At 69.5% G+C, this 18,730-nt stretch carries 19 protein-coding genes and 4 pseudogenes; 16 read left to right on the forward strand and 7 right to left on the reverse strand.

The annotated features are described in order from the left end of the window. Nucleotides 1-328: 328 nt before the first annotated feature. Nucleotides 329-523 (forward strand): hypothetical protein, encoded by a 195-nt coding sequence (locus OG861_RS32425; protein ID WP_329203302.1) that lies wholly within the window; start codon nucleotides 329-331, stop codon nucleotides 521-523. A gap of 385 nt (nucleotides 524-908) precedes the next feature. Here the strand turns inward: OG861_RS32425 and OG861_RS32430 are convergent. Further along, nucleotides 909-1,568, reverse strand: a pseudogene (locus OG861_RS32430) (NADPH-dependent F420 reductase); the annotation flags it as partial. A 142-nt stretch (nucleotides 1,569-1,710) separates the two neighbouring features. On the opposite strand from OG861_RS32430, the gene OG861_RS32435 reads away from it, so the two are divergent. Together OG861_RS32435 and OG861_RS32440 are read left to right on the forward strand one after the other, a co-directional pair. Further along, nucleotides 1,711-2,100, forward strand: coding sequence for a winged helix-turn-helix transcriptional regulator (locus tag OG861_RS32435; RefSeq protein ID WP_329203398.1), 390 nt, complete (start codon nucleotides 1,711-1,713; stop codon nucleotides 2,098-2,100). A gap of 408 nt (nucleotides 2,101-2,508) precedes the next feature. Next, nucleotides 2,509-3,342, forward strand: a complete 834-nt coding sequence (locus OG861_RS32440; protein WP_329203298.1) for a hypothetical protein — start codon at nucleotides 2,509-2,511, stop codon at nucleotides 3,340-3,342. Nucleotides 3,343-3,367: 25 nt separating this feature from the next. On the opposite strand, the pseudogene OG861_RS34405 reads toward OG861_RS32440, so the two are convergent. Further along, nucleotides 3,368-3,674 (reverse strand): annotated as a pseudogene (locus OG861_RS34405) (IS110 family transposase); the annotation flags it as partial. Between the two features lie 18 nt (nucleotides 3,675-3,692). Continuing rightward, nucleotides 3,693-4,349, reverse strand: coding sequence for a TetR/AcrR family transcriptional regulator (locus OG861_RS32445; protein WP_329203296.1), 657 nt, complete (start codon nucleotides 4,347-4,349; stop codon nucleotides 3,693-3,695). A gap of 92 nt (nucleotides 4,350-4,441) precedes the next feature. Here OG861_RS32445 and OG861_RS32450 point away from each other — a divergent pair, with 92 nt between their 5' ends. Next, entirely contained in the window at nucleotides 4,442-5,494 is a 1,053-nt protein-coding gene (locus tag OG861_RS32450) for an aldo/keto reductase (protein ID WP_329203294.1), read from the forward strand. 19 nt (nucleotides 5,495-5,513) lie between these two features. Further along, nucleotides 5,514-6,326, forward strand: a pseudogene (locus OG861_RS32455) (hypothetical protein); the annotation flags it as partial. Here OG861_RS32455 and OG861_RS32460 read toward each other — a convergent pair. Beyond that, the gene (locus OG861_RS32460; RefSeq protein WP_329203292.1) at nucleotides 6,323-6,697 is read right to left on the reverse strand and encodes a cupin domain-containing protein; all 375 of its coding nucleotides are present in this window, start codon (nucleotides 6,695-6,697) and stop codon (nucleotides 6,323-6,325) included. The pseudogene OG861_RS32455 and the gene OG861_RS32460 overlap by 4 nt on opposite strands. Nucleotides 6,698-6,767: 70 nt before the next feature. On the opposite strand from OG861_RS32460, the gene OG861_RS32465 reads away from it, so the two are divergent. The 4 genes and pseudogenes from OG861_RS32465 to OG861_RS32480 all read left to right on the forward strand — a co-directional run. Beyond that, nucleotides 6,768-7,208 carry a MarR family winged helix-turn-helix transcriptional regulator gene (locus OG861_RS32465; RefSeq protein WP_329203290.1) on the forward strand — a complete coding sequence of 147 codons (441 nt, stop codon included), beginning with the start codon at nucleotides 6,768-6,770 and terminating at the stop codon, nucleotides 7,206-7,208. A gap of 543 nt (nucleotides 7,209-7,751) precedes the next feature. After that, entirely contained in the window at nucleotides 7,752-8,615 is an 864-nt protein-coding gene (locus tag OG861_RS32470) for a hypothetical protein (protein WP_330261994.1), read from the forward strand. 29 nt (nucleotides 8,616-8,644) lie between these two features. Then, nucleotides 8,645-8,899: a hypothetical protein gene (locus tag OG861_RS32475; protein ID WP_329203285.1), complete on the forward strand. Its 255-nt coding sequence runs from the start codon at nucleotides 8,645-8,647 to the stop codon at nucleotides 8,897-8,899. 38 nt (nucleotides 8,900-8,937) lie between these two features. Further along, a pseudogene (locus OG861_RS32480) lies at nucleotides 8,938-9,319 on the forward strand (hypothetical protein); the annotation flags it as partial. 162 nt (nucleotides 9,320-9,481) lie between these two features. On the opposite strand, the gene OG861_RS32485 reads toward OG861_RS32480, so the two are convergent. Then, nucleotides 9,482-9,751 carry a hypothetical protein gene (locus tag OG861_RS32485; protein WP_329203399.1) on the reverse strand — a complete coding sequence of 90 codons (270 nt, stop codon included), beginning with the start codon at nucleotides 9,749-9,751 and terminating at the stop codon, nucleotides 9,482-9,484. Nucleotides 9,752-9,965: 214 nt separating this feature from the next. Between OG861_RS32485 and OG861_RS32490 the strand changes: the two genes are divergently transcribed. The 3 genes from OG861_RS32490 to OG861_RS32500 all read left to right on the forward strand — a co-directional run bounded on the left by OG861_RS32490 (nucleotide 9,966) and on the right by OG861_RS32500 (nucleotide 13,012). After that, the gene (locus tag OG861_RS32490; RefSeq protein ID WP_329203396.1) at nucleotides 9,966-10,352 is read left to right on the forward strand and encodes a CocE/NonD family hydrolase C-terminal non-catalytic domain-containing protein; all 387 of its coding nucleotides are present in this window, start codon (nucleotides 9,966-9,968) and stop codon (nucleotides 10,350-10,352) included. A gap of 300 nt (nucleotides 10,353-10,652) precedes the next feature. Beyond that, nucleotides 10,653-11,714, forward strand: coding sequence for a magnesium transporter CorA family protein (locus tag OG861_RS32495; protein ID WP_329203283.1), 1,062 nt, complete (start codon nucleotides 10,653-10,655; stop codon nucleotides 11,712-11,714). A 905-nt stretch (nucleotides 11,715-12,619) separates the two neighbouring features. Next, nucleotides 12,620-13,012, forward strand: a complete 393-nt coding sequence (locus tag OG861_RS32500; protein ID WP_329203281.1) for a hypothetical protein — start codon at nucleotides 12,620-12,622, stop codon at nucleotides 13,010-13,012. A 282-nt stretch (nucleotides 13,013-13,294) separates the two neighbouring features. Here OG861_RS32500 and OG861_RS32505 read toward each other — a convergent pair whose 3' ends face one another. Beyond that, nucleotides 13,295-14,203, reverse strand: coding sequence for an NAD(P)-dependent oxidoreductase (locus OG861_RS32505; RefSeq protein WP_329203394.1), 909 nt, complete (start codon nucleotides 14,201-14,203; stop codon nucleotides 13,295-13,297). Between the two features lie 84 nt (nucleotides 14,204-14,287). Between OG861_RS32505 and OG861_RS32510 the strand changes: the two genes are divergently transcribed. Both OG861_RS32510 and OG861_RS34410 read left to right on the forward strand, forming a co-directional pair. Then, entirely contained in the window at nucleotides 14,288-14,659 is a 372-nt protein-coding gene (locus OG861_RS32510) for a winged helix-turn-helix transcriptional regulator (protein WP_329203279.1), read from the forward strand. Between the two features lie 450 nt (nucleotides 14,660-15,109). After that, a complete protein-coding gene (locus tag OG861_RS34410; RefSeq protein WP_443056821.1) occupies nucleotides 15,110-15,349 on the forward strand; it encodes a DUF2716 domain-containing protein in 240 nt (79 codons plus the stop codon). Between the two features lie 237 nt (nucleotides 15,350-15,586). Here the strand turns inward: OG861_RS34410 and OG861_RS32515 are convergent, their stop codons facing one another. Beyond that, the gene (locus tag OG861_RS32515; RefSeq protein ID WP_329203278.1) at nucleotides 15,587-16,471 is read right to left on the reverse strand and encodes a hypothetical protein; all 885 of its coding nucleotides are present in this window, start codon (nucleotides 16,469-16,471) and stop codon (nucleotides 15,587-15,589) included. A 409-nt stretch (nucleotides 16,472-16,880) separates the two neighbouring features. Here OG861_RS32515 and OG861_RS32520 point away from each other — a divergent pair, with 409 nt between their 5' ends. Both OG861_RS32520 and OG861_RS32525 read left to right on the forward strand, forming a co-directional pair. Then, nucleotides 16,881-17,693, forward strand: a complete 813-nt coding sequence (locus OG861_RS32520) for a hypothetical protein (RefSeq protein ID WP_329203276.1) — start codon at nucleotides 16,881-16,883, stop codon at nucleotides 17,691-17,693. Nucleotides 17,694-17,866: 173 nt separating this feature from the next. After that, nucleotides 17,867-18,298 carry a hypothetical protein gene (locus OG861_RS32525; protein ID WP_329203274.1) on the forward strand — a complete coding sequence of 144 codons (432 nt, stop codon included), beginning with the start codon at nucleotides 17,867-17,869 and terminating at the stop codon, nucleotides 18,296-18,298. Nucleotides 18,299-18,730 lie beyond the last annotated feature (432 nt).

Here is an 18,730-nt window from a genome sequence, read left to right on the forward strand (position 1 = left end):
CACATGAACCAACGATCAGATGATCCACAGGCAGGATGCCCGCGTGGCGTTCTTCGACTCCTATAGCCGCACCGAGGAGACCGAGGCCGGCGCGTGGCGGCGGCACGTGTACGAGGTGCGACACCTCGGCGCGCTGCCCCGAAACAAGCACCGAACAGGACCAACGCACCACGGCCCGCTGTCTGCCAACCACCTCCCCCTTCACGCTCCATGACAGTGAAATGTAGGTGGTCTGACCAGGCAAAATGCAGACCCGCCGGAAATACGCCTTCCCCCCAGGTTTCCCCCCGGTTGACCGGGGCGGACCAGGCACCGGGAAAGCGGCCGCATGATCGAACGCCGCCTACTGGGCACCGGACCCTGTCCCACCACACACGCCACCGAACCCCACGGCGGACGCCGAGCCCGACTCGCCGCAGAAGGCACCGACGCCAACGCGCCCGCCCAGGCCGCCACCGACAACCACCCGGCCGTCCCCGGCCGACGAACCCTCGACCCCAGCACCACCCCCGACCGCAACTGACCCCAGCACCACCCCCGACCGCAACTGACCCCAGCGCACACTGCGCGCCCGCACGCCCCGCTCCTCCCTCAGGCCAGAACCGGGTGGGCGGCCGCGCGCACCGCCGCGCACCGTCACCGGCAGCAGCCGGCACTCACCGAAAAACTCACCACCGGCCCGCCACTCACCAGAAAAGTCACCAGTGGCTTTGTAGCCGGGTGTCGAGGACGTCTGTTGTCCTGCCGTGGCAACACTCGCCTCATCCGGAATAGTGATGTCGTTGAATTCGGGGAACGCCTCGGTGCTTGCTTCGGGACCGTGGTTGTGCTCACCTGCGCAACGCAACGGACCTGGCGAGACCCACTCGATCCACAGCCCCACGCGGGATGGGCCGGAAAGGTCCTGGCTAGTCGTCGACGGCCCCCGGGGCCAGGGCCGGGGCCGGGAACGCGAAGCGGGCCTCGGCGCCTGACCACCAGACGCCGACGGCGAAGACGGCAGTGGCCTCCAGCAGGGCAGCGCGATCGAGCCCGCCGCAGGGCAGAGGCGTGCAGTCCATGGAGGTGATGATCTCCGCCACCCGCGTGGCGGCGCCTGGCTGGTCGGTGCAGAACGGGACCGCCAGCGGGGACCCTTCGAAGAGCGGCCGGTCCAGGGTCCAGATGCTCTCGTGGCACACCCCGAACGCCTTCACCACATGGGCGCCGGGGGCGGCTTCCGCGATGAGCCGGGCGACGGAGATGGCGCCGCCCGTGGTCAGGGCCGGGCCGTCCTCGCCCGGCGCCATGGGAACGGTGCAGTCGATCACCGTCCGCCCGGCGAGCAGGTGGGCCAGTTCCTTGGCCAGCTGCGGCGCGGCGCCCGCGGGCACGGCGAGGAGTACCACGTCGCCGTGGGCCACGGCCTCGGCGAGGCTGCCGTGCGCGGAGGCGCCGGTGAGCAGGGCGGTGCGGGAGGCGGCTTCGGTGTCCCGCCCGCCCACCCGAACGTCATGGCCAGCGCGTACCCAGGCCGCGCCGAGGGCCGTGGACATCGCCCCTGTACCAAGAATGCCGATGCGCATGTGCTGCTCCTGTCGTCCGTGTCGCGAGACGTGCGAGGTGTGACGGAAAGGACGCTAGGCGCGCCGATGCACACCACGTGGTGTGCATCGGGCCGGGCAGGATGATCGCGTGAGCGACACGGCGGCACAGGCAGACGAACGAGGCATGGGCGAGGACCTGGGCGGCGGCGAGTACGCCGCGGACTGCCAGGCGAGGGTGGCCTTCGAAGTCCTGTCGAACCGCTGGGACAGCGTGATCGTGTACATCCTCGGCGAGAGCGGGCCCATGAGGCCACGCGCGTTGATCACACGCATCGGCGGGATCAGCCCCAAGGTCCTCAACGAAGCCCTGCGCCGCCTTGAGTACAACGGTCTGGTCGCACGCCAGGCGTACGCCGAGGCCCCGCCACGCGTCGACTACTCCCTCACCGAGGCGGGCGTCGCACTGCTGGGCCCGATCCGTGCGATGGGCGCGTGGGCGGGACGCTACACAGAAGCCGTCCTGGCGGCCCAAGCCCGCTTCGCACCCCGAGAAGACCGCCCGTACGGGAGCTAACCAGGACGTCTTACTACCCCTGACTTGGCCGACGAGCCGGCACTGGAGGCCGCCGTCGCGCGACACCCGCAGGACTCTGTTCCCGTTTCTCGCCACCATTTCCCCAAGAGCTCGTAACAGGATCATGAGTCGCGCTTGTTGACGCGTCGTCAGCATATGAGGCTGCAGGCGAGGGAGACGAACGCGTCGTAGTGCTCGGTGCGGCGTTCCCATTGGACGGCGAGTCGTGCGGCGCGTGGCCGGTTTCGTTACTGCCTTCTTCCTGTACGGCATCGGGATGACCGATTCTGGCCGGATAGCAGACCTGGGCTGTGTGAGGAGAATTGCATGAGTGGAGCGCGGAACCGGGGACATGCAAACGTCGCTGCCAATGGCCGGCAGCCATCGGAAATGCCCGCCCCAGAGGGTATGACTGCGTTCGACGACATCTACGATCAGCCGGATCCCCGGGCCTATTTCCAGGCATTGGGCCCGCTGGAATACCAGACCCCGCATCACGGGCAGAGCGTCTTTCGGCGGGTGCTCGCGGCCCGCGGGCGGACGGCCCGCGCGGCAGAACCGGTCACCGTGATGGACATCTGCTGCTCGTACGGCATCAACGCCGCCCTCCTCAACCACGACGTGACGCTGGACGACCTCTATGCCCACTACACGTCGCCGCACGCCACCGCCCTCACCACAGCCGAACTGATCGAATGGGACCGCAGCTACTACGCGGCGCGTCGGCGCCCAAACCCGGCTCGCGTGATCGGACTCGACATGGCGGCGAACGCCATCTCCTACGCACGCGAAGTCGGACTGATCGAGGCAGGCTTCGCCGAGAACCTCGAAACCGCGCCTCCCTCTCCACCTCTGCGCCGCGCCGCGCGGCAGACCCGTCTGATCACGATCACCGGAGGGTCGTCCTTCCTGTCACCCCGCACCTTCCAACCGGTCCTGGCCTGTGCCCAGGACCCCGTGTGGGTCGCGGCCTTCGTGCTGCGCACCGCCTCATACACGTCCATCGCCGCATGCCTGGAGTCATTCGGCCTGGTCACCGAGAAGGCCACCGCGCACCCGTTCCGACAACGACGTTTCACGGGCACGGATGAGCAGCAATACGCCGTCCACGCGGTCACCGCGGCCGGCGAAGACCCGTACGGGAAGGAGACCGACGGCTACTTCCACACCGTGCTGCACTTGTCGCGCCCTGCTGAAGACGTAACGGCATTTCCACTCGCTGACCTGATGCCAAGCCCGTGATTCCAGCCCTTCCACGCACTGACCCGGACCGAAGCTGATTGGTGACCTGCTGCCGGTTCCAGACCGCGTCCTGCTGGGCGCGGATCGGGACGGCGACCGCTTGGGCCAGGTCGGTGTCGGCGGGCAGAGGGTGATGCACTGGCGCATCGATGCGGATGTGTTCGCCACGGCCGAGGCGTCGCCCGGTCCGGCTTCTTGCGGCTGAGGGTCGATGGCCACTGGGACCGGTGTCTCGGCGGTGTCGCCGGCTCAGCCGGAAGGTCCAGCAGCAGGTGGTAGCCGTCCAGATCGTCGCTGGTCCGGCACTGGGCCAGGAGCTTGCCGGTGTCGTCGAAGCGTGGGGCCGATGTCTACGGCGTCCCGGCGAAGGCTCCCGCGCGGGCGGCTGCCGTTGCCGCTCCGGCCGCCTGCCGGGCCGCGGCTTCGTCCAGGGGAGCGTCCGTGGTCAGCAGCCGGTAGTACAGCGGGGCTGACACGGCCCGCACCACCTCGGCAGCGTCGGTGCCCTCCGGCACCTCCCCCCGCGCGATGGCGTCCTGGACGCAGTGCGCCCATTCCGCGACCCGGATCTCGTAGAAGCGGTGCAGGGCCTCGGCCGTCCGGGCGTCGCCTGTGGCGGCGGCGATGACGGCCTTGAACAGGGGGCCTTGGCGCGGGTCGGACAGGGTGCGTCGGACGAGCTCGGCGTTGGCCAGCAGGTCCTGCTCGAGCGAGCCGGTGTCGGCGCGCGGGAGCGACTGTTCGGCCATGTCGGTCAGCAGGTCGGCGACCAGGCCGGTCACGGTGCCCCAGCGCCGGTACACGGTGGTCTTGCCGACCTCGGCCCGCCGGGCGACCTCGGCGAGGTCCAGCGCGTGGAAACCCTGCTCGGCCAGCATGTCGCCGGCTGCCTGCAGGACGGCGGCCCGTACTCGGGCCGTCCGGCCCCCGGGGCGGACGGTCCCCGGCTCGACGGACCCGTCCCCCGAGCCGTCTGCGGGTGTCGGGGCATCACTTGGAAGCATCATAACGGGTCCCTGGTTCCATTAGCGACGATCAACTGTTACGTTGAGACCATCTTAACGGGTCTACGGTTCCATTACTGCAGAAGGAGTCCGTCATGGAGTACAAGCAGCTCGGTTCGTCCGGCCTCAGGGTTTCCGTCCTCGGCTTCGGCGCCGGCACCTTCGGTGGCCGCGGCCCCGTCTTCGGCGCCTGGGGCAGCACGGATGCGCAGGAGGCGCGCCGGCTCGTCGACATCTGCCTCGACGCCGGCATCACGCTCTTCGACACCGCGGACGTCTACTCGGCGGGGGCCTCGGAGGAGGTCCTGGGCCGGGCCGTGAAGGGCCGGCGCGACCAGGTAATCCTCTCCACCAAGGCGGGGCTGCCCACCGGCGACGGCCCCGGCGAGTACGGCACCTCCCGCTCCCGCCTGATCGGCGCGGTCGAGGACGCCCTGCGCCGGCTCGACACCGACCGCATCGACCTCTTCCAGCTCCACGGCTTCGACGCCGCCACCCCCGTCGAGGAGGTGCTGTCCACCCTCGACCAGCTCGTCCGCTCCGGCAAGGTCCGCTACGTCGGGGTCTCCAACTTCGCGGGCTGGCAGCTGATGAAGTCCCTGTCCGTCGCCGACCGCAACGGCTACCCCCGCTACGCGGCCCACCAGGTCTACTACTCCCTCATCGGACGCGACTACGAGTGGGAGCTGATGCCCCTTGCCCGTGACCAGGGCGTCGGCGCGGTGGTCTGGAGCCCGCTGGGCTGGGGCCGCCTCACCGGAAAGCTGCGCCGCGGCCGCCCTCTGCCCGCCAGAAGCCGACTGCACCAGAGCGCCGACTACGGCCCGCCGGTGGAGGACGGCCACCTGTACGACGTGGTCGACGCCCTCGAGGACGTCGCGCAGGACACCGGCCGGACCATCCCCCAGGTGGCCATCAACTGGCTGCTGCGCCGCCCGACCGTCTCCACCGTCCTCGTCGGCGCCCGCGACGAGCAGCAACTGCGGCAGAACATCGGTGCCGTCGGATGGGAGCTGACCACCGAACAGATGGCCCGCCTCGACGCCGCCAGCCACCGCCCGGCGCCCTACCCGTACTTCCCCTACGAACGCCAGGAAGGCTTCGCCCGCCTCAACCCTCCCATGACGAGCCTCAGCCCTCAGGCCTGACGCTCGCCCACACCCGCCCGAGCACTTCGCGGCGTTCGGCCGCCCAGATCCTTTGCGCAAAGTACACGGCCGGATGATCCTCATCGGCCGCGAGGCGTTGCGCTGCCTGCTCGCTCGCCGCGGCGTCACCTTCCAGCGCACCAAGACCTGGAAGGAATCCTTGGACCCCGACCGCGAGGCAAAGAGGAAGCCCTTGACCGCTTCCCGGACCGAGTCTTCGCCTTCGACGAGTTCGGCCCGCTCGGCATCCGCCCCACCGCAGGCTCGGGCCGGGCCGCGCGCAGACGCCCCGGCCGGCTGCCCGCCACCTACCACCGCACCCACCGCACCCACCGCGTGCGGTACTTCCACGGCTGCTACTCGGTCGGCGACGACCGGCTATGGGGCGTCAGCAGGCGCAAGAAGGGCGTCGCCAACACACTGGCCGCGCTGAAGTCCATCCGCGCCGCCCGTCCCGACGGCACCCCGATCTGCGTGATCCGGGGCACTGCACGCCTAAGGGCACCGGCATCCACCGCTGGGCGAAGAAGAACAAGGTCGAGCTGTGCTTCACCCCGACCTACGCCTCGTGGGCGAACCCCATCGAGGCCACTTCGGACCGCTGCGACAGTTCACTACCGCCCGCTCCCACCGTCCCAGCACACTGTGCAGACCGGGCACTGCACGCCTATCTGCCGTGGCGCGGTGCCAACGCCCGTCACCGCGACGTCCTGGCCGCCGAACGCGAGGAACGCGCCCGCATCCGAAGCGAAAGGGCATCCGCTGGGGCGGGCGCCTCTCGCCACCGCATCATGGAGAACCCGGCGAATTTACGCGGTCATCAGCACACTAGTGAGCCCAGGGCGGGGTGATGATGTTGCCGTCAGCCAGTTTGGCGGTGAGCCCGACACGTGTGGTGACCCACATGTGGGCGGGCTGGTCGGTGGTATTGGCGACTGCCAGTTCGGAGCCTGCAGGTGCCACTGCCGCATCGCCTGCGCGGAGTTCGGCGCTCTCACCGTCGATGGTGAGCCTGAGGCGACCGGAGAGGACGTAGAAGGTCTCCTCGTCGCTGATCGTATGGGTTGGCGCCACCATTGCGGCCGGGACCTCGACGCGCCAGGCGGCGAGGTCCCGGCTGCCGGTGTCGGGACGGACGTAGGAAACGAAGCGTCCACCGTGAATCTCGTGTACGACGGCCTCGTCACTGCGGATGAACGGCATGGTTCTGCCCTCCTCTAGACAAGCTACTTGTCTACATAGACAAGCGGCTTGACCAGTTATAGTCAAGTCCATGGACGACGCCCTGGCCTTCTCCGCACTCGTGCTGGCACTCTCCGGACAGCTGGTGCAGGAAATCCACACCAGCGTGTCCCAGCAGGGATTCGAGGACCTACGACCCGCACACGGCTTCGCCTTCGCCCGCATCTCTGCAGGCGGCGCCACCACGGCCGACCTGGCCGAGCACCTGGGGGTGACCAAGCAGGCCGCCGCCCAGCTGGTCGAGGAGCTGGTCCGAAAGGGGTACGTAGAGCGGCATCCACACCCGCACGATGCCCGCGCCCGCCTCCTGGGACTGACTGAGACCGGCTGGGCCGCTACGCGCGCCGCCGACCAGGCAGCCCGGACTGCCGTCGCACCGTGGCGAGAAGTACTGGGCCAGGCGCGCTTCAGCGAACTCGTCGCCGACCTGGCACTCCTTGCACCGCCGGGACCGATCCGCCCTGCCTGGTGAGCCGATGGCCCAGCGCCCTGAAGACCGCCGGCCGTGGACGAACCGTCCCCAAGGGCACCCGGCCAAGGGAAGACGACACGCGAGTTGCCGTGCCGAGCCCTCCGCGGACCGGTGAACCTCCCCGGTCAGAGCACTAGCGACCTCATGACGGCAGCCTGACCACCCCATGGCACCCAAGATCACACCTCACACCCAGGGGGAGACCAGGCGCAACCCACCCGAATCCCGCTGACGACCAACCAGCGCCACCAGAGCATCCATTCACACGATGGGCGCCAAGCCGAGGTCTTGATCAACGTAGAGAGGCGCGTCCTTGGAGCCTCCTCGCTCCGTCCTTGCGGTCTGGGACGCCGGGACGGACCCGGGACACCGGGAGGCGGGCGGACCGGGAAACGGGGAGACTGAAGGAGAGCGTGACGCCTGACCGTTGCGGCCCGGCCGGTCCACGGCGAACGGTCCGCGTGTCCGCGCAGTGGCCAGACCATCGACCTACGCCCGCGCGCGCCCCGAGGGGTGGCACGGCCCTGTCCAGGAGTCCCCATCGTGACTTTGACCCCACAGCGATCCGAGCGCCCTCGGCGCACAGCCCGACGGGCCGCGCTCCTGCTCGCCTCCGCGGCGCTGCCGGCGGCCCTCATGGTGCCCGCGGCGGCCGCCGCAGCGGCGCCCGTCACCAAGACCTTCACCGCCGGCGCCAACCAGCGGTTCGTCGTCCCGGCCGGCGTCACCCAACTGACCGTCACCGCCACCGGCGAGCCGGGACAGTCCGCAGTCGAAGGCGGAGCAGGCGGGACCGGCGCCACCGTCACCGCCACCCTCACCGTGATGCCGGGCACCACCTACTACGTCAACGTCGACACGGGCGGCGGAGCCGTCACCGGTCAGCGCCCCGGCGGCAGCGGCGGCGGTGCCAGTGACATCCGCACCTGCAACTCGGCGCGCGCAAGCTGTGCCCTGACCGGCGTTCCCCACACCGACCCCCGCCTCATCGTCGCCGCCGGCGGCGGGGGCGGCGGACGCGGTTCCAGCATCGCCGGCCCCGTCCGCGAGGCCACCGGCGGAGACGCCGGCGACACCGGGAAGCCCGGCGGCGAGCGACCTGACAGCGGCGGCGGGGGTGGCGGCGGAACCCAGACCCACGGCGGCAAAGGCGGAGCCGCCTGCCCCGAGGACTTCAAGGCCGGCACCGACGGCACGCCCGGCACCGGCGGCACAGGCGGCGGATTCGGCGGAGGCGGTGGCGGCGGCGGCTGGCACGGCGGCGGCGGAGGCGGAGGCTGCTCCCTGGTCACCCCCGGCGCCGCCGGGCCCGGCGGCGGCGGAGGCGGGTCAAACCTCGTCCCGGCCGGCGGCACTTCCGGCCCCGCCACCGGATCACCGCACGTGACCATCACCCACGGTTCCTGAACCGTCGTCCCTGGAGTGCAAAGCAAGACATGCTGAAGGCTGCCCACCCAGTGGGTGAGGAACTAAGAGGCGAGTTCAGGGACCAGCTGCGAGGACCGACCATTGCTCTCTCGCGGGCCCTGCCGCGCGGCGTACGGAGGGGCTGGTGGTCGGAGGGGACTCCTGCCCCGATCACCCCCCGGTACCACCCCGAGCACCCCGACTGGCAGAGGGCCGAGGCGTACGTGATGACTCCCGAGAACGTGGCCGTCTTCCGGCAGGCCTTCGAGCAGCTCGGCAGCTGACCAACAGGACCCGCCACCACCCGGAGAACGGAAACCCTGTGTCGCACCCGCAGTTACTCACCCCCGAACAGCACCTCGTCTCCGCGAAGCGGGGTCTCGGCCTGCCGGTCATCGTCGCCATCTGCGGGTCCACCCGCTTCATGACGCAGATGGCCGAGGCGGACCTCCAGGAGACCGTCGCCGGCCGGATCGTTGTCCGCCCGGGCTGCAACTTGAAGGAGCCGCACGCGCCGTGGGCCGACCCGGCGGACGCGGAGGATATGAAGTACCGCCTCGACAAGCTGCACCGCGCGAAGATCCGCAATCGCCGACGAGGTGCTGATCGTCGGTGACTACATCGGGGACTCCACCCGCTCGGAGATCGACTACGCCCGGGCCCTGGGCAAGCCGATCCGGTACACCCATCCCGAGATCGACCCGCACGGCTCCGCCCTGCCGGAGAGCCATTGCGAGATGCGGTTCCCCGGATCCCTCGTCACCATCACCGTCTCGTCGGTGCAGCCGGTGCCCGGGCTGCACCTCTACGAGACGCCCACGGGCTTTCGGGAGGGGGCCGACGGAGCCCAACCCCTGGCGGCTCGGTCACGTCTCCGGCCGTGGCCTGGCGGCCTTACCGTCCCGGGAGGACGCCCTGCGCGGTGCCCGCGAGATCGGCGACATGACCGACTGGACCCGTACCCCCGAGGAGATCCGCGCCGACTCGTCTTTCGACAAGGAGGAGTACGTCGACCGCATCACCTCGCGGACGAACGGCCTGCTCTTCCCCAGCCACCGGAAGGGAGCGGAGCTGTGCCCCTCTTCCACGACCCCGTCGCCACCGCCGATGACCTGCGGCGCCGCTTCGTCGAGCACCAGCCCGCCGTCGCGGCCGCGCTCGCCGTGCGGCTGCGGGACCTGCCCGCCGACTGGTCGCTGCGCGAGCTCGGCGTCGCCCGTCCCGCGGCCTCGAACTCCCCCACTCCCAGACCGAGCACCGGGTGGAGATCGGAGCCGGCCCATGAACAGGCCGGTGGCGGACGCAGCGACCTGCTACCCATAGGCCAGTACACGATCTCCAGATCGGTCCGTGACCTCGCAGCCTTCGTCGACCGGCTGGACAAGGGCAAGGTCGACATCCTCGGATTCTCCTCAGGCGGTGCCGTGCTCACCCGAGCCCTGGCCGACCCGGGCGTTGCCGGCCGCCTGCACCGGGCGATCATCGCCGAGCCCGAACTCCACCGCGCGGATCATCACCCACGAGCCGTACATGCTGTCCGACCTCGTCCCCGGCCAGGACGTCACCATCACATGGGACCTCCAGGCCGCCGCCTACGACGTGCCGACGGGCCACCGCCTGGCATTGGTGGTGAACAGCAGGCACCAGCTCTACTCCCACGCGACCGTCGAGGGCAGCACGACCCTCATCGGATCGCCGCCCGGGGGCGAGTCCTGCCTGCACCTACCCCTGGGCTGAACCAGCCGCGACAGCCGGCCCGCTAGCCGGACGCCCTCGGGGCGGTGGGCTGCGGGCACGGGGCCGGTGAGCCGGGCGGCGGGGGTGCACGGCGGAGCCGGGTGATGTCGTCCCTCAGCCGACGACCCGGTGGTCGCGTCGCCACCACGGCCCGCCCGGTCCCGGATGGTAGCGTGCCGGACGTTGCGCCTCGGGGGCCGAGGTGTCTCGCCTTGCTTGCGGAGCGCGGCCGGGAGGAGCAAGCAGGGAGTCGGGGTGTCCCGCTCCCCGGCAGCACACTGTCATCCTGGGTGAGGCGCGATGATCGTATCGGTGGTGTCGGTGCCGGAGGGCGTCGTCACTCGCACAACGTTGTCCGAGGCCCGGGAACAGCTCGCAGGCCCCGATCTCCTGATCGTGGACATCGACCCAGGCGAAGACCCCCCGTCCGACGAGCAGCCGCTGTCCCGCCTGTTGGGACTGCCCCACAAGCGGTGGGAGTGGTTCGGCGGGCGGGACGAACCCGTGCGGGCCGAGTACTACGAGGGCACCGTCGGCTGCGTCGTGCCGGTGACCGACGGCGCGGACATCACCCACATGCACGTCCTCGCCGACGAGCAGCACCTCATCCTGGCCCATCACGGTCGAGTGGCCCTTATCGAGGCTTTCTTCGAGCAGTTGCCGCAGGACAGGCCCTCGGACGGGACGACGACGGTGTTCCTCCTCCTGCACGGTGTGGTGGAGGGCTTTCGCCGGACCGCCTCGCGAACGCTGCTGGAGGTGGAGGAACTCGAGGAGGAGATGTTCGAGCAACGGCGGCCGCAGCACGTACATCGCTTGGCCGAGCTGCGTCGGCGCTCGGCGCAGCTGCACCGGGCCTTCCTGCCCTATGCCGCCGTCGCCGAGGAGTTCCTGACGCACCGCAGGATGGCGCACCCCGAGCTCCCGGAGGAGCGGGCGGCGCTCAACCGTGCGCACGAGCGCACCGTGCGGTTCACGATGGTGGAGATCGAGTCCCTGCGGGACGAGACCCGGCGCGCCGCCGATACGTACGCCTCCCTCGTCGCTGACCAGCAGAACCTCGTCATCAACAAGCTCGCCATCGCCTCGGTGATCTTCCTGCCGCTGTCGTTCCTGACCGGCTTCTTCGGCATGAACTTCACCTACCTGACGAACGCCATGGCGAGCGAGCAGTCCTTCTTGGCGCTGGGCCTCGGGATGCAGGTGTTCGCCCTGGCCGTGGCGATCTACGCCGTGCTGTACCGCACGCACTGGCGCCAGCTTCGCGACGGCGGTACCCGCGGGGACGAGGACGACGAGCTGCCGGACCGGTCCCGACGACGCCGGACGTGGAAGAGGTCCGGACGATCGAACGGGGGATGAACCCGTCCCCGACCGCCGACGGCCCCCCTCGTCCGAAGTCCGGTGAGCCGGATGACGGCGTCAGGTCCGATGTGCAGAAGGGTGTCGAGGGGAGGGCTTCCAGGGGTTCTGCACCGTGGCCCCGGCGCGCGCGTCACCCTCGACTCCGATCCCGGGGATGAGGGAGACCGTCGGCCGGCTGTCCTCGTCGAGGGTGTCGTGCAAGGGCTGCTGCTGACGGCGATCACGCGGGGGGAGTCTGCTGGGCGCGTCGACGTGATTTCCCGAGGGTCTGTGCCGGTGGCCCCGATCACCAGTCGTCTCGGCCGGCATGGTCGGGAGCAAGTCATGGGCCCTATCGCCGATGGCAGGACCTTCGGCCGACACCTGTCCCGGCAACCGTGCTTCCCAGTGCCGTCGAGGCGGGTGCTTCACCAGCCGCGGGGCGAGCCGTACTGGGATGCCACGCACAGCCCAGCTGACCGGCGGTCAAAGTTCGCTGAGAATCCGGTCACGGAATCAGTGAGAGGGGACAGCACCAGACAGCACCCCAGAAGACTCCCCCCATTTTTCGCATACTCGAAGAAAAGCGACCCTCGGAATCGGCCTCTGGGCGGCCGTTCCGCCGAGTGCCCAAGGGATCTGACCCGGGATCACACGAGAGGCCGCCAGAGAGCCGTACGGGCTTTTCTCGATCTCAACCGACCCGATATGCCCGTTCCTCGGACCCTAGATGATGTTGAGACTGAGCGGCTGAGTTTGCCCCTTAGTGCTCGAGTCGGCCCCGCTGGGCGTTGCTGTTGGCACGCGGAGTAGCGGTTGGGGCGCTGACCTGCTGTCCGGCTGGCCGGGGCACCCGCTGACGTAGCACGCCCCCGGATCCGGTAGCTTGAACGCGTTCAAGTCACCAGGTCCGGGGGTTGGTCATGCAGGCCGCTGCGCGAGCGAGTATTCATCCATGGCAGTTCGGCCTCGTGCTGTGCGCCGTGGTCACCCCCCTACCGGTGCTGACCGTGTGGTCCGCAGGTTCCGGCATCCCCGTGCTCGCCTTCGCGACCGCCGCGGTGGTCTCCGTGCCGTTGTTCCTGTACGCCCGGCCGTCCGGCTTCGTCTACGTCGCGGGCACCGTCGCGGCGCCGCTGGTGCTGTGGTCGTTCATCGGCGCCATGGCCGGGATGTTCCTGTTCTTCCCCTCGGCGCTGCAGCTCATGCTGGCCACCGGGGCGGACCCGCGCGAGCGCCCGACGGCCGCCAGGGTGATGGCTGGTGCCGGACTCCTGCTGTCGGCGGCGGTCGTGGTGCAGTCGTTGAGGCGCTGAGCGCTCCCAGGGGTGTCCGGCAGCACGTGCTGCAGCTAGGCGGTCGGGCCCCTGGTAGAAGGGGATGGGTATGTCGTGCGCCTCAGTGCTTCCGTGGAGCGGGCCGGCAGCTCGTCAAGGTGGGATAGTCACTTGGCGGATGTGAGCAAGGGGCAACGCCATGGGACGGACGGTCTTCGCTGACGAACCGCCCGGCGGCAATGCCCGCCCGCTGCAAGGCCGCCGTCTACAGGCCAAGGGCCAGCAGGATCGTGACCGTCGGGGGGACGTCGCAACCCACCCTCAGCGCGGTCCTCGGATGCTGTCGATGATGCGGGTCCAGTTGTCGCTGCCGTGTCCGTTCTCGATCGCGCGCCGGTAGTGGGCCTGCACGGCCAGGGGGAGCGCGAGGTCGAGGCCGAGTGACGTGCTCGTCTCGACGATGTGGTCGGACGTCGCGCCCATCATGGTGACCGTGCTGAGGTCGCCGGGATGTTTTCCGGCATCCAGTGCGGTGCCGGGGGTCTCTTCACCAGCCCTCAGGATGTCGCCGATCGAGTCAGCGGAGGCGAGCAACTCCGGCAGCGCTTCCCTGGCCGTCATTCCTGCGGTACCCAGCATCGCGGTGGCGTGCATCAGTCCGGACAAGGTGGTGAGGAACACGGCGAGTTGGGCTTGATACATCATCTGGGCGAGGCCCGGGTCTTCGCCCAGATGCTTTGGTGTTCCCAGCAGTGTCAGCGCCGCCAGGTGGCTCTCCAGCACTTGGCCGCGGCCGCTGTAGTAGACATGGGCTGCCTCCGTGCCGACCATCGGCGCGGGGACCATGACACCTCCGGTGAGGAAGGCGGCGTGGTGACCCGCCGCCCAGGTCGCCGCCTGGCGTGAGCGGTCAGGAGTATCGGAGCTCAGGTTGACCAGCGTCCGGCCGGCGAGCGATGCGGTGGCGCTGTCGAGGATGTCGTACATCGCCTGGTAGTCGGTGAGGCTGAGGATCACGAGGTCGCTCGCTTCGACCGCTTCGCCGGGTGTCGCCGCGAGCGTTGCTCCGTCGGCGACGACGCCGTCGGCCCGGCTGGCGGTGCGGTTCCAGACGGTGACCGGGTGGCCGGCGGTGAGGAGGGTGCGGGTCATCGCCTGGCCCATCGGGCCGAGCCCGATCACGGTGACGGCGCTGTGTTGCCTGGTGGTGTGGTGCTGTCGTTCGTTCACCCCTCCATGCTCGGAGAGTGACGCCACTCTCGGAAGTACCTACTATTTTCTGCGGTACTTACCTTTTCGTAAGGGGGATCAGTGATGGCCAAGGCGCCGAGACGCGGGCCTTACATCTGCGGCATCGACGCTGCGCTCGACGTGGTGAGCGGCAAGTGGAAGGGACTGATCCTCTGGGAACTCGATGCCCATCGCGTACGCCGCTTCGCCGAGCTCCGTCGCGGTCTGCCGGGAGTGAGCGAGAAGATGCTGACGCAGCACCTGCGTGAGATGGAGGAGGACGGTCTCGTGCACCGAGAGGTTTACGCCGAGGTACCGCCACGGGTTGAGTACTCCCTGACCGAGCAAGGGCGCACACTCAATCATGCGCTTGGGACGCTCGGCGCCTGGGGGGCTGAGCGGATGCGTCGCGAAGGCTTCGAGGCGGTCGACGTAGCCGAGACCTCACACGGGTAAGCATCCCGGTCACCAACCCTGTGCGTGCGCGCCACTGCTGAGGGCTGAATGCTGCGGGGCACCGCAACACCTGCGTTCCGGCGGTCGTGCCTGGCGGGGGCTGGCCCGCGCAGGCGATGACGGCCGCGTGGGACGCCCCGCGCCGCAGGGGCCCGTCCGGATGCGTCCGCGGAGGGCGGCGCGGTCGATGCCGAACCGTGCCATGAGACCTGCCGCGGGATCCGGCTGCTCACAGTCGAGCAGGGCCAGCAGGGGGCGTTCTGGTGTGATGCGCCGACTGCCGGCTTCCGCGTCTCGGCCAGGGCTCGAGGGAGGACGGCACGGGCGCCAGAGGTGGAGGGGGTGCGTTTAGGTGCGGGAGCAAGGGCGAGCGGACGTGGAGGGTCGCCGTCGGATGCCCCGGCCCCCATGCCATGCCCTACGCGGAGGTGATTGCGGACGACGCATCGGATGAGGGGGACGTGTTCACCGAGGTCCTGTTGGAAGACGGCCTCGTCGTCGTTGCGGCCCGGGGAGTTCGTGTACTGGCCGGACTGGCAGCACGACGGCTATCGCTACGACCCCCGCCGCGTCGGTGTCCCCGGGCGCCCCCCGACCCCGGGCCACGGCACCTACCCCAACGGCGACTACTCCCTCCACCTCACCCATGACCTGCGCCCGGCTTCGGGCATCCCTGGGAGCAGACCCTGACCGTCTGGGGAGCCTCGCTGCTCGCAGCCGTCGAGGCGGAGCTGACCGAGCTGCTCGGGGAACCGGTCGGGCGCCGCGTCACACCCTGAACGCCGGCTCGAAAAACAGCCGCCGCCTGGATCATCCGAGACTGCAGGCGATACGTTCCATCAGACGGGGGTGAGCCTGCGTGGGTGGCGCGGGCCGGCACCCCGCTTCCCGGATCTGGTCGGGGTGCCGGCCTCTCGGACTGGCGTTTCACGGGCGCCAGTCAGCCTCCACGTCATGGGAGTCGGTCTTGGTGAGCTGGGTCAGTGCGGTGCCGTCTGCCCGTACCAGGTAGAGGTGTTCGGGGTCGGTGTCGTCGGTACCGCCCCTGGTGAAGACCAGTCTGCTGCCGTCGGGGGACCAGGAGGGGCTCTTGTCGTTGAAAAGCGCCCCGGTGATGCTGTGGAGTCCGGTGCCGTCCGGGCGGACGAGGTAGAGGTGGGCGAAGCCGGAGGAGTCCACGCGGCTGAAGGCGATCCGGTTGCCGTGCGACCAGTCGGGCGTCCAGTCGTGGGAGCCGGGCCCGGTGACTGCCGTCTGGGCCAGGGTGGACAGCCGGATCTTCATCACTCTGCTGTGTCCGCCCGCGTCTGCGCGGTTGAACGCGAGGTACTTGCCGTCCGGGGACCACGTCGGGTGGAGGTCGTCAGCGGCGGTGTGCGTGAGTCGGGTGGCGGGTGTGCCGTCGATGTCGGCCACATAGATCTCGCGCTGGGTGCCGACAGGCTTGGCGTAGGCGATCCGCTTGCCGTCCGGGGACCATGCCGGGTCGGAGGCGCCCTTGGTGCCGGGGACGGCCTTGAGGCCGCTGCCCGTGGTGTTCATCGTCCAGATGCCGTCGATGGCGCCACCGGATCCGTAGCGGACGAAGGCCACCCGCTTGCCGTCCGGAGACCAACTGGGCATCACGTCACTGACGGTGGAGGTGTGGGTGATTTTGACGGTCGTGCCGCCACTGGGGGAGATCGCGTAGAGGTCTTCCGTGGGCGCTGCCGCGGTGTAGCGGGCGAAGATGATCGAATGGTCACCCGCCGCCCCCGCCTCCCCCGCCGCCCCCGCCTCGCCTGCGGCGCCGAGGGTCACGGGCACGGCCATGGCCATCGCCGCAGCGGTCACCACCGCCCAGCGGCGGCGCGTCGTGCCGTTTACGCCGGTCCCGCCGATTCTCCCGGCCCTTCCGCCGGTTCTTCCGCCGGCTTTTCCGCTGCTGTTGCGGTGTCGCTGACGTGTCAAGGTGTCCACCCCGTCCCTCCCCGCGGCCCTGCTGCCGGCCGCTCCCGCCCGTAAACGTCCCACCGATGGGGCCAGGGGGGAAGCAACGGCACCTGGCGGTAGGAGCCGTGTGACACGTTCCGTACATCGCTGTCACATGCCGAGCGCGTTGCGGGCGCCCGCACTTGCTTCTTCCGCTGGGACTGCACCGGAACCGCGTGCGCCGTGCCGGCGTCTCTGGCGCCGCAAGTGGAGAGCACCGTCGGCACCGACCACCTGGGGAGTACCCGCGATGTCCTGGAGAACCTGGAGAGCACTGATCGCAAGTCTTGCCGTACTCATCGGCCTGACCGCCGCCGGAGCGTCGCCCGCCTTCGCCGGCCTGGACGGGCCGGTGGCGGCCACCCTGGACCAGCACTGCGGTACGGACACCGTCCGGAGCGGCACCACGACCACCACCGTACCCGTGGACCGGGTCACCCTATTCCTGGAACCCTTCGGGCACGATCCGGCCAACTCCAAGATCACCGCCGTCTACACCATTCCCGGCACCAGCAAATACGGCACCCTCTTCGGTCAGTTCGACCCGGTCAGGGGGAACGTCACCTTCAACTACACCGTGGACAACCCGCCCGCTGACTCGATGCTGAACCTCAGCTACGAGGTTGTCTGGACGGACGGCACCTACTACAACAACACACTGCCGCAACCCCTGCTCCACTGCACGCTTGCCGATACGAGCGCGGCCGTGGACTGGGGCAGCTACTCCTCCACCACCGTCTTCCAGCAGTGCACCACCATCGTCCGCACCATCGGCGGACGGCCGGCCTGGGTGCGCGCGGAGGACGTGACCGTGCACCTCTCGCACGACCCCTTTTACGCCCCCCGCTTCGCGGGCCAGCGGGTCTGGACCGACTACTGGATCCCCGGCCACAAGGGCTATACCTCGGGAGCGTCCGGCACCGCTGACTCCACCGGTGATATCTGGCTGACGTTCCGGCTGATCGCCCCGCCCACCGGCGCCGAACTCGACATCCTGTCGAGCGTCAGCGACGGCCCCAGCCACACCGACCCGGCGCACAAGTGGGTCACGATCAACTGCTGACCGGACGGAGTAGCCGGGAAGTTGTCCGGCGAGGCAGGCCGCCGATCTCGCCGGCTCCACACGGCGAGTGTCCCGTCTCGCTGAACCTTGACCGTTCTCACTGCACCTTGACTGAGTCCGCCGTTGGCCAGCGGACCTGGATCGGAGGGCGGCCGTGACGAAGGATGTGCCCCATGCACGAGACCTTCCGCTTCCGCTACCTCCACGCCGGTATGGGCCTGGCCGCCGACCTGCACGTCGACGCGTACGAGACGGTCGGGCCCCCGCCTCCGCCCACCCTCCTCATTCACCGCTCGCTGTACTTGCGCCTACCCGCAGACCAAACCCCGTACTGGCTGGAGGCGGCATGGCTTGCCTTCGGGGCCTCCTTGCACGCCGAGCAGCTGGTTGACGGCCGGACCCTCGTCCTCGATGTCGATGCGTTCACCTATCCCGGTGCAGACTTCCGCGCGGAGGTCGCTGCCCTCGCTCTCGACGGCTGGATCCACCGTCGCTTCGGGCTCGCCCCCTGCGGTGCCTCGGTGGCGTACAACAGGCTCTCCCACCGCTTCGCCTTCACCTGGCCGAGCCAGCTCACCCCCTTCGCCGATGAGTTCCCGGCATAGGCTCGCTTGAGTCGCCCGCAGCTGCCTGCCCATGGGTGGGATCTCGGCGGCCGGACTTCCTGACCTGTTGCGGAGCCGGTCAAAGTTCACAAGTACCCGATTTACCTCGGGGACTGGCCTCCACTTGACGGCTTAACTGCATTGAGGTGTCTTTCCCACGCAGTAGCCGTATGGAAGACCCCATGCGGCCCGCCGCGACGTATGCCTCGCGGGGCCACGGCTGAGACGGGTGCGCGGCCCCACGCGAGGTCGTCCGTCCGGCAGAACCTCTTCCAGCGCGTCGTCCCAGGTGCCCGGTTGGTGAACGCCTGAATGCCTTCAAGTGGTGCGCGTATCCCGGAAGGCGGTGGGCCTGGTGAGTCACCGGTGGACCACCAGGCCCACCTTCGTCGGTTCCTCCCCGCAGGAGGCAGTCGTTCTGGACGGTCGCTG

Origin of the sequence: Streptomyces sp. NBC_00539, from assembly GCF_036346105.1 — a bacterium.
Lineage (GTDB): Bacteria > Actinomycetota > Actinomycetes > Streptomycetales > Streptomycetaceae > Streptomyces.

Excerpts from the sequence above, each read along its gene's own strand:
- OG861_RS32450 (WP_329203294.1), top strand. The coding sequence starts at position 4,442 with ATGGAGTACAAGCAGCTCGGTTCGTCCGGCCTCAGGGTTTCCGTCCTC.
- OG861_RS32515 (WP_329203278.1), bottom strand. The coding sequence starts at position 16,471 with ATGGCCGTGCCCGTGACCCTCGGCGCCGCAGGCGAGGCGGGGGCGGCG.
- OG861_RS34410 (WP_443056821.1), top strand. The coding sequence starts at position 15,110 with ATGAGGGGGACGTGTTCACCGAGGTCCTGTTGGAAGACGGCCTCGTCG.
- OG861_RS32435 (WP_329203398.1), top strand. The coding sequence starts at position 1,711 with ATGGGCGAGGACCTGGGCGGCGGCGAGTACGCCGCGGACTGCCAGGCG.
- OG861_RS32525 (WP_329203274.1), top strand. The coding sequence starts at position 17,867 with ATGCACGAGACCTTCCGCTTCCGCTACCTCCACGCCGGTATGGGCCTG.
- OG861_RS32465 (WP_329203290.1), top strand. The coding sequence starts at position 6,768 with ATGGACGACGCCCTGGCCTTCTCCGCACTCGTGCTGGCACTCTCCGGA.
- OG861_RS32445 (WP_329203296.1), bottom strand. The coding sequence starts at position 4,349 with ATGATGCTTCCAAGTGATGCCCCGACACCCGCAGACGGCTCGGGGGAC.
- OG861_RS32440 (WP_329203298.1), top strand. The coding sequence starts at position 2,509 with ATGACTGCGTTCGACGACATCTACGATCAGCCGGATCCCCGGGCCTAT.
- OG861_RS32520 (WP_329203276.1), top strand. The coding sequence starts at position 16,881 with ATGTCCTGGAGAACCTGGAGAGCACTGATCGCAAGTCTTGCCGTACTC.
- OG861_RS32425 (WP_329203302.1), top strand. The coding sequence starts at position 329 with ATGATCGAACGCCGCCTACTGGGCACCGGACCCTGTCCCACCACACAC.
- OG861_RS32510 (WP_329203279.1), top strand. The coding sequence starts at position 14,288 with ATGGCCAAGGCGCCGAGACGCGGGCCTTACATCTGCGGCATCGACGCT.
- OG861_RS32500 (WP_329203281.1), top strand. The coding sequence starts at position 12,620 with ATGCAGGCCGCTGCGCGAGCGAGTATTCATCCATGGCAGTTCGGCCTC.
- OG861_RS32495 (WP_329203283.1), top strand. The coding sequence starts at position 10,653 with ATGATCGTATCGGTGGTGTCGGTGCCGGAGGGCGTCGTCACTCGCACA.
- OG861_RS32460 (WP_329203292.1), bottom strand. The coding sequence starts at position 6,697 with ATGCCGTTCATCCGCAGTGACGAGGCCGTCGTACACGAGATTCACGGT.
- OG861_RS32475 (WP_329203285.1), top strand. The coding sequence starts at position 8,645 with ATGCTGAAGGCTGCCCACCCAGTGGGTGAGGAACTAAGAGGCGAGTTC.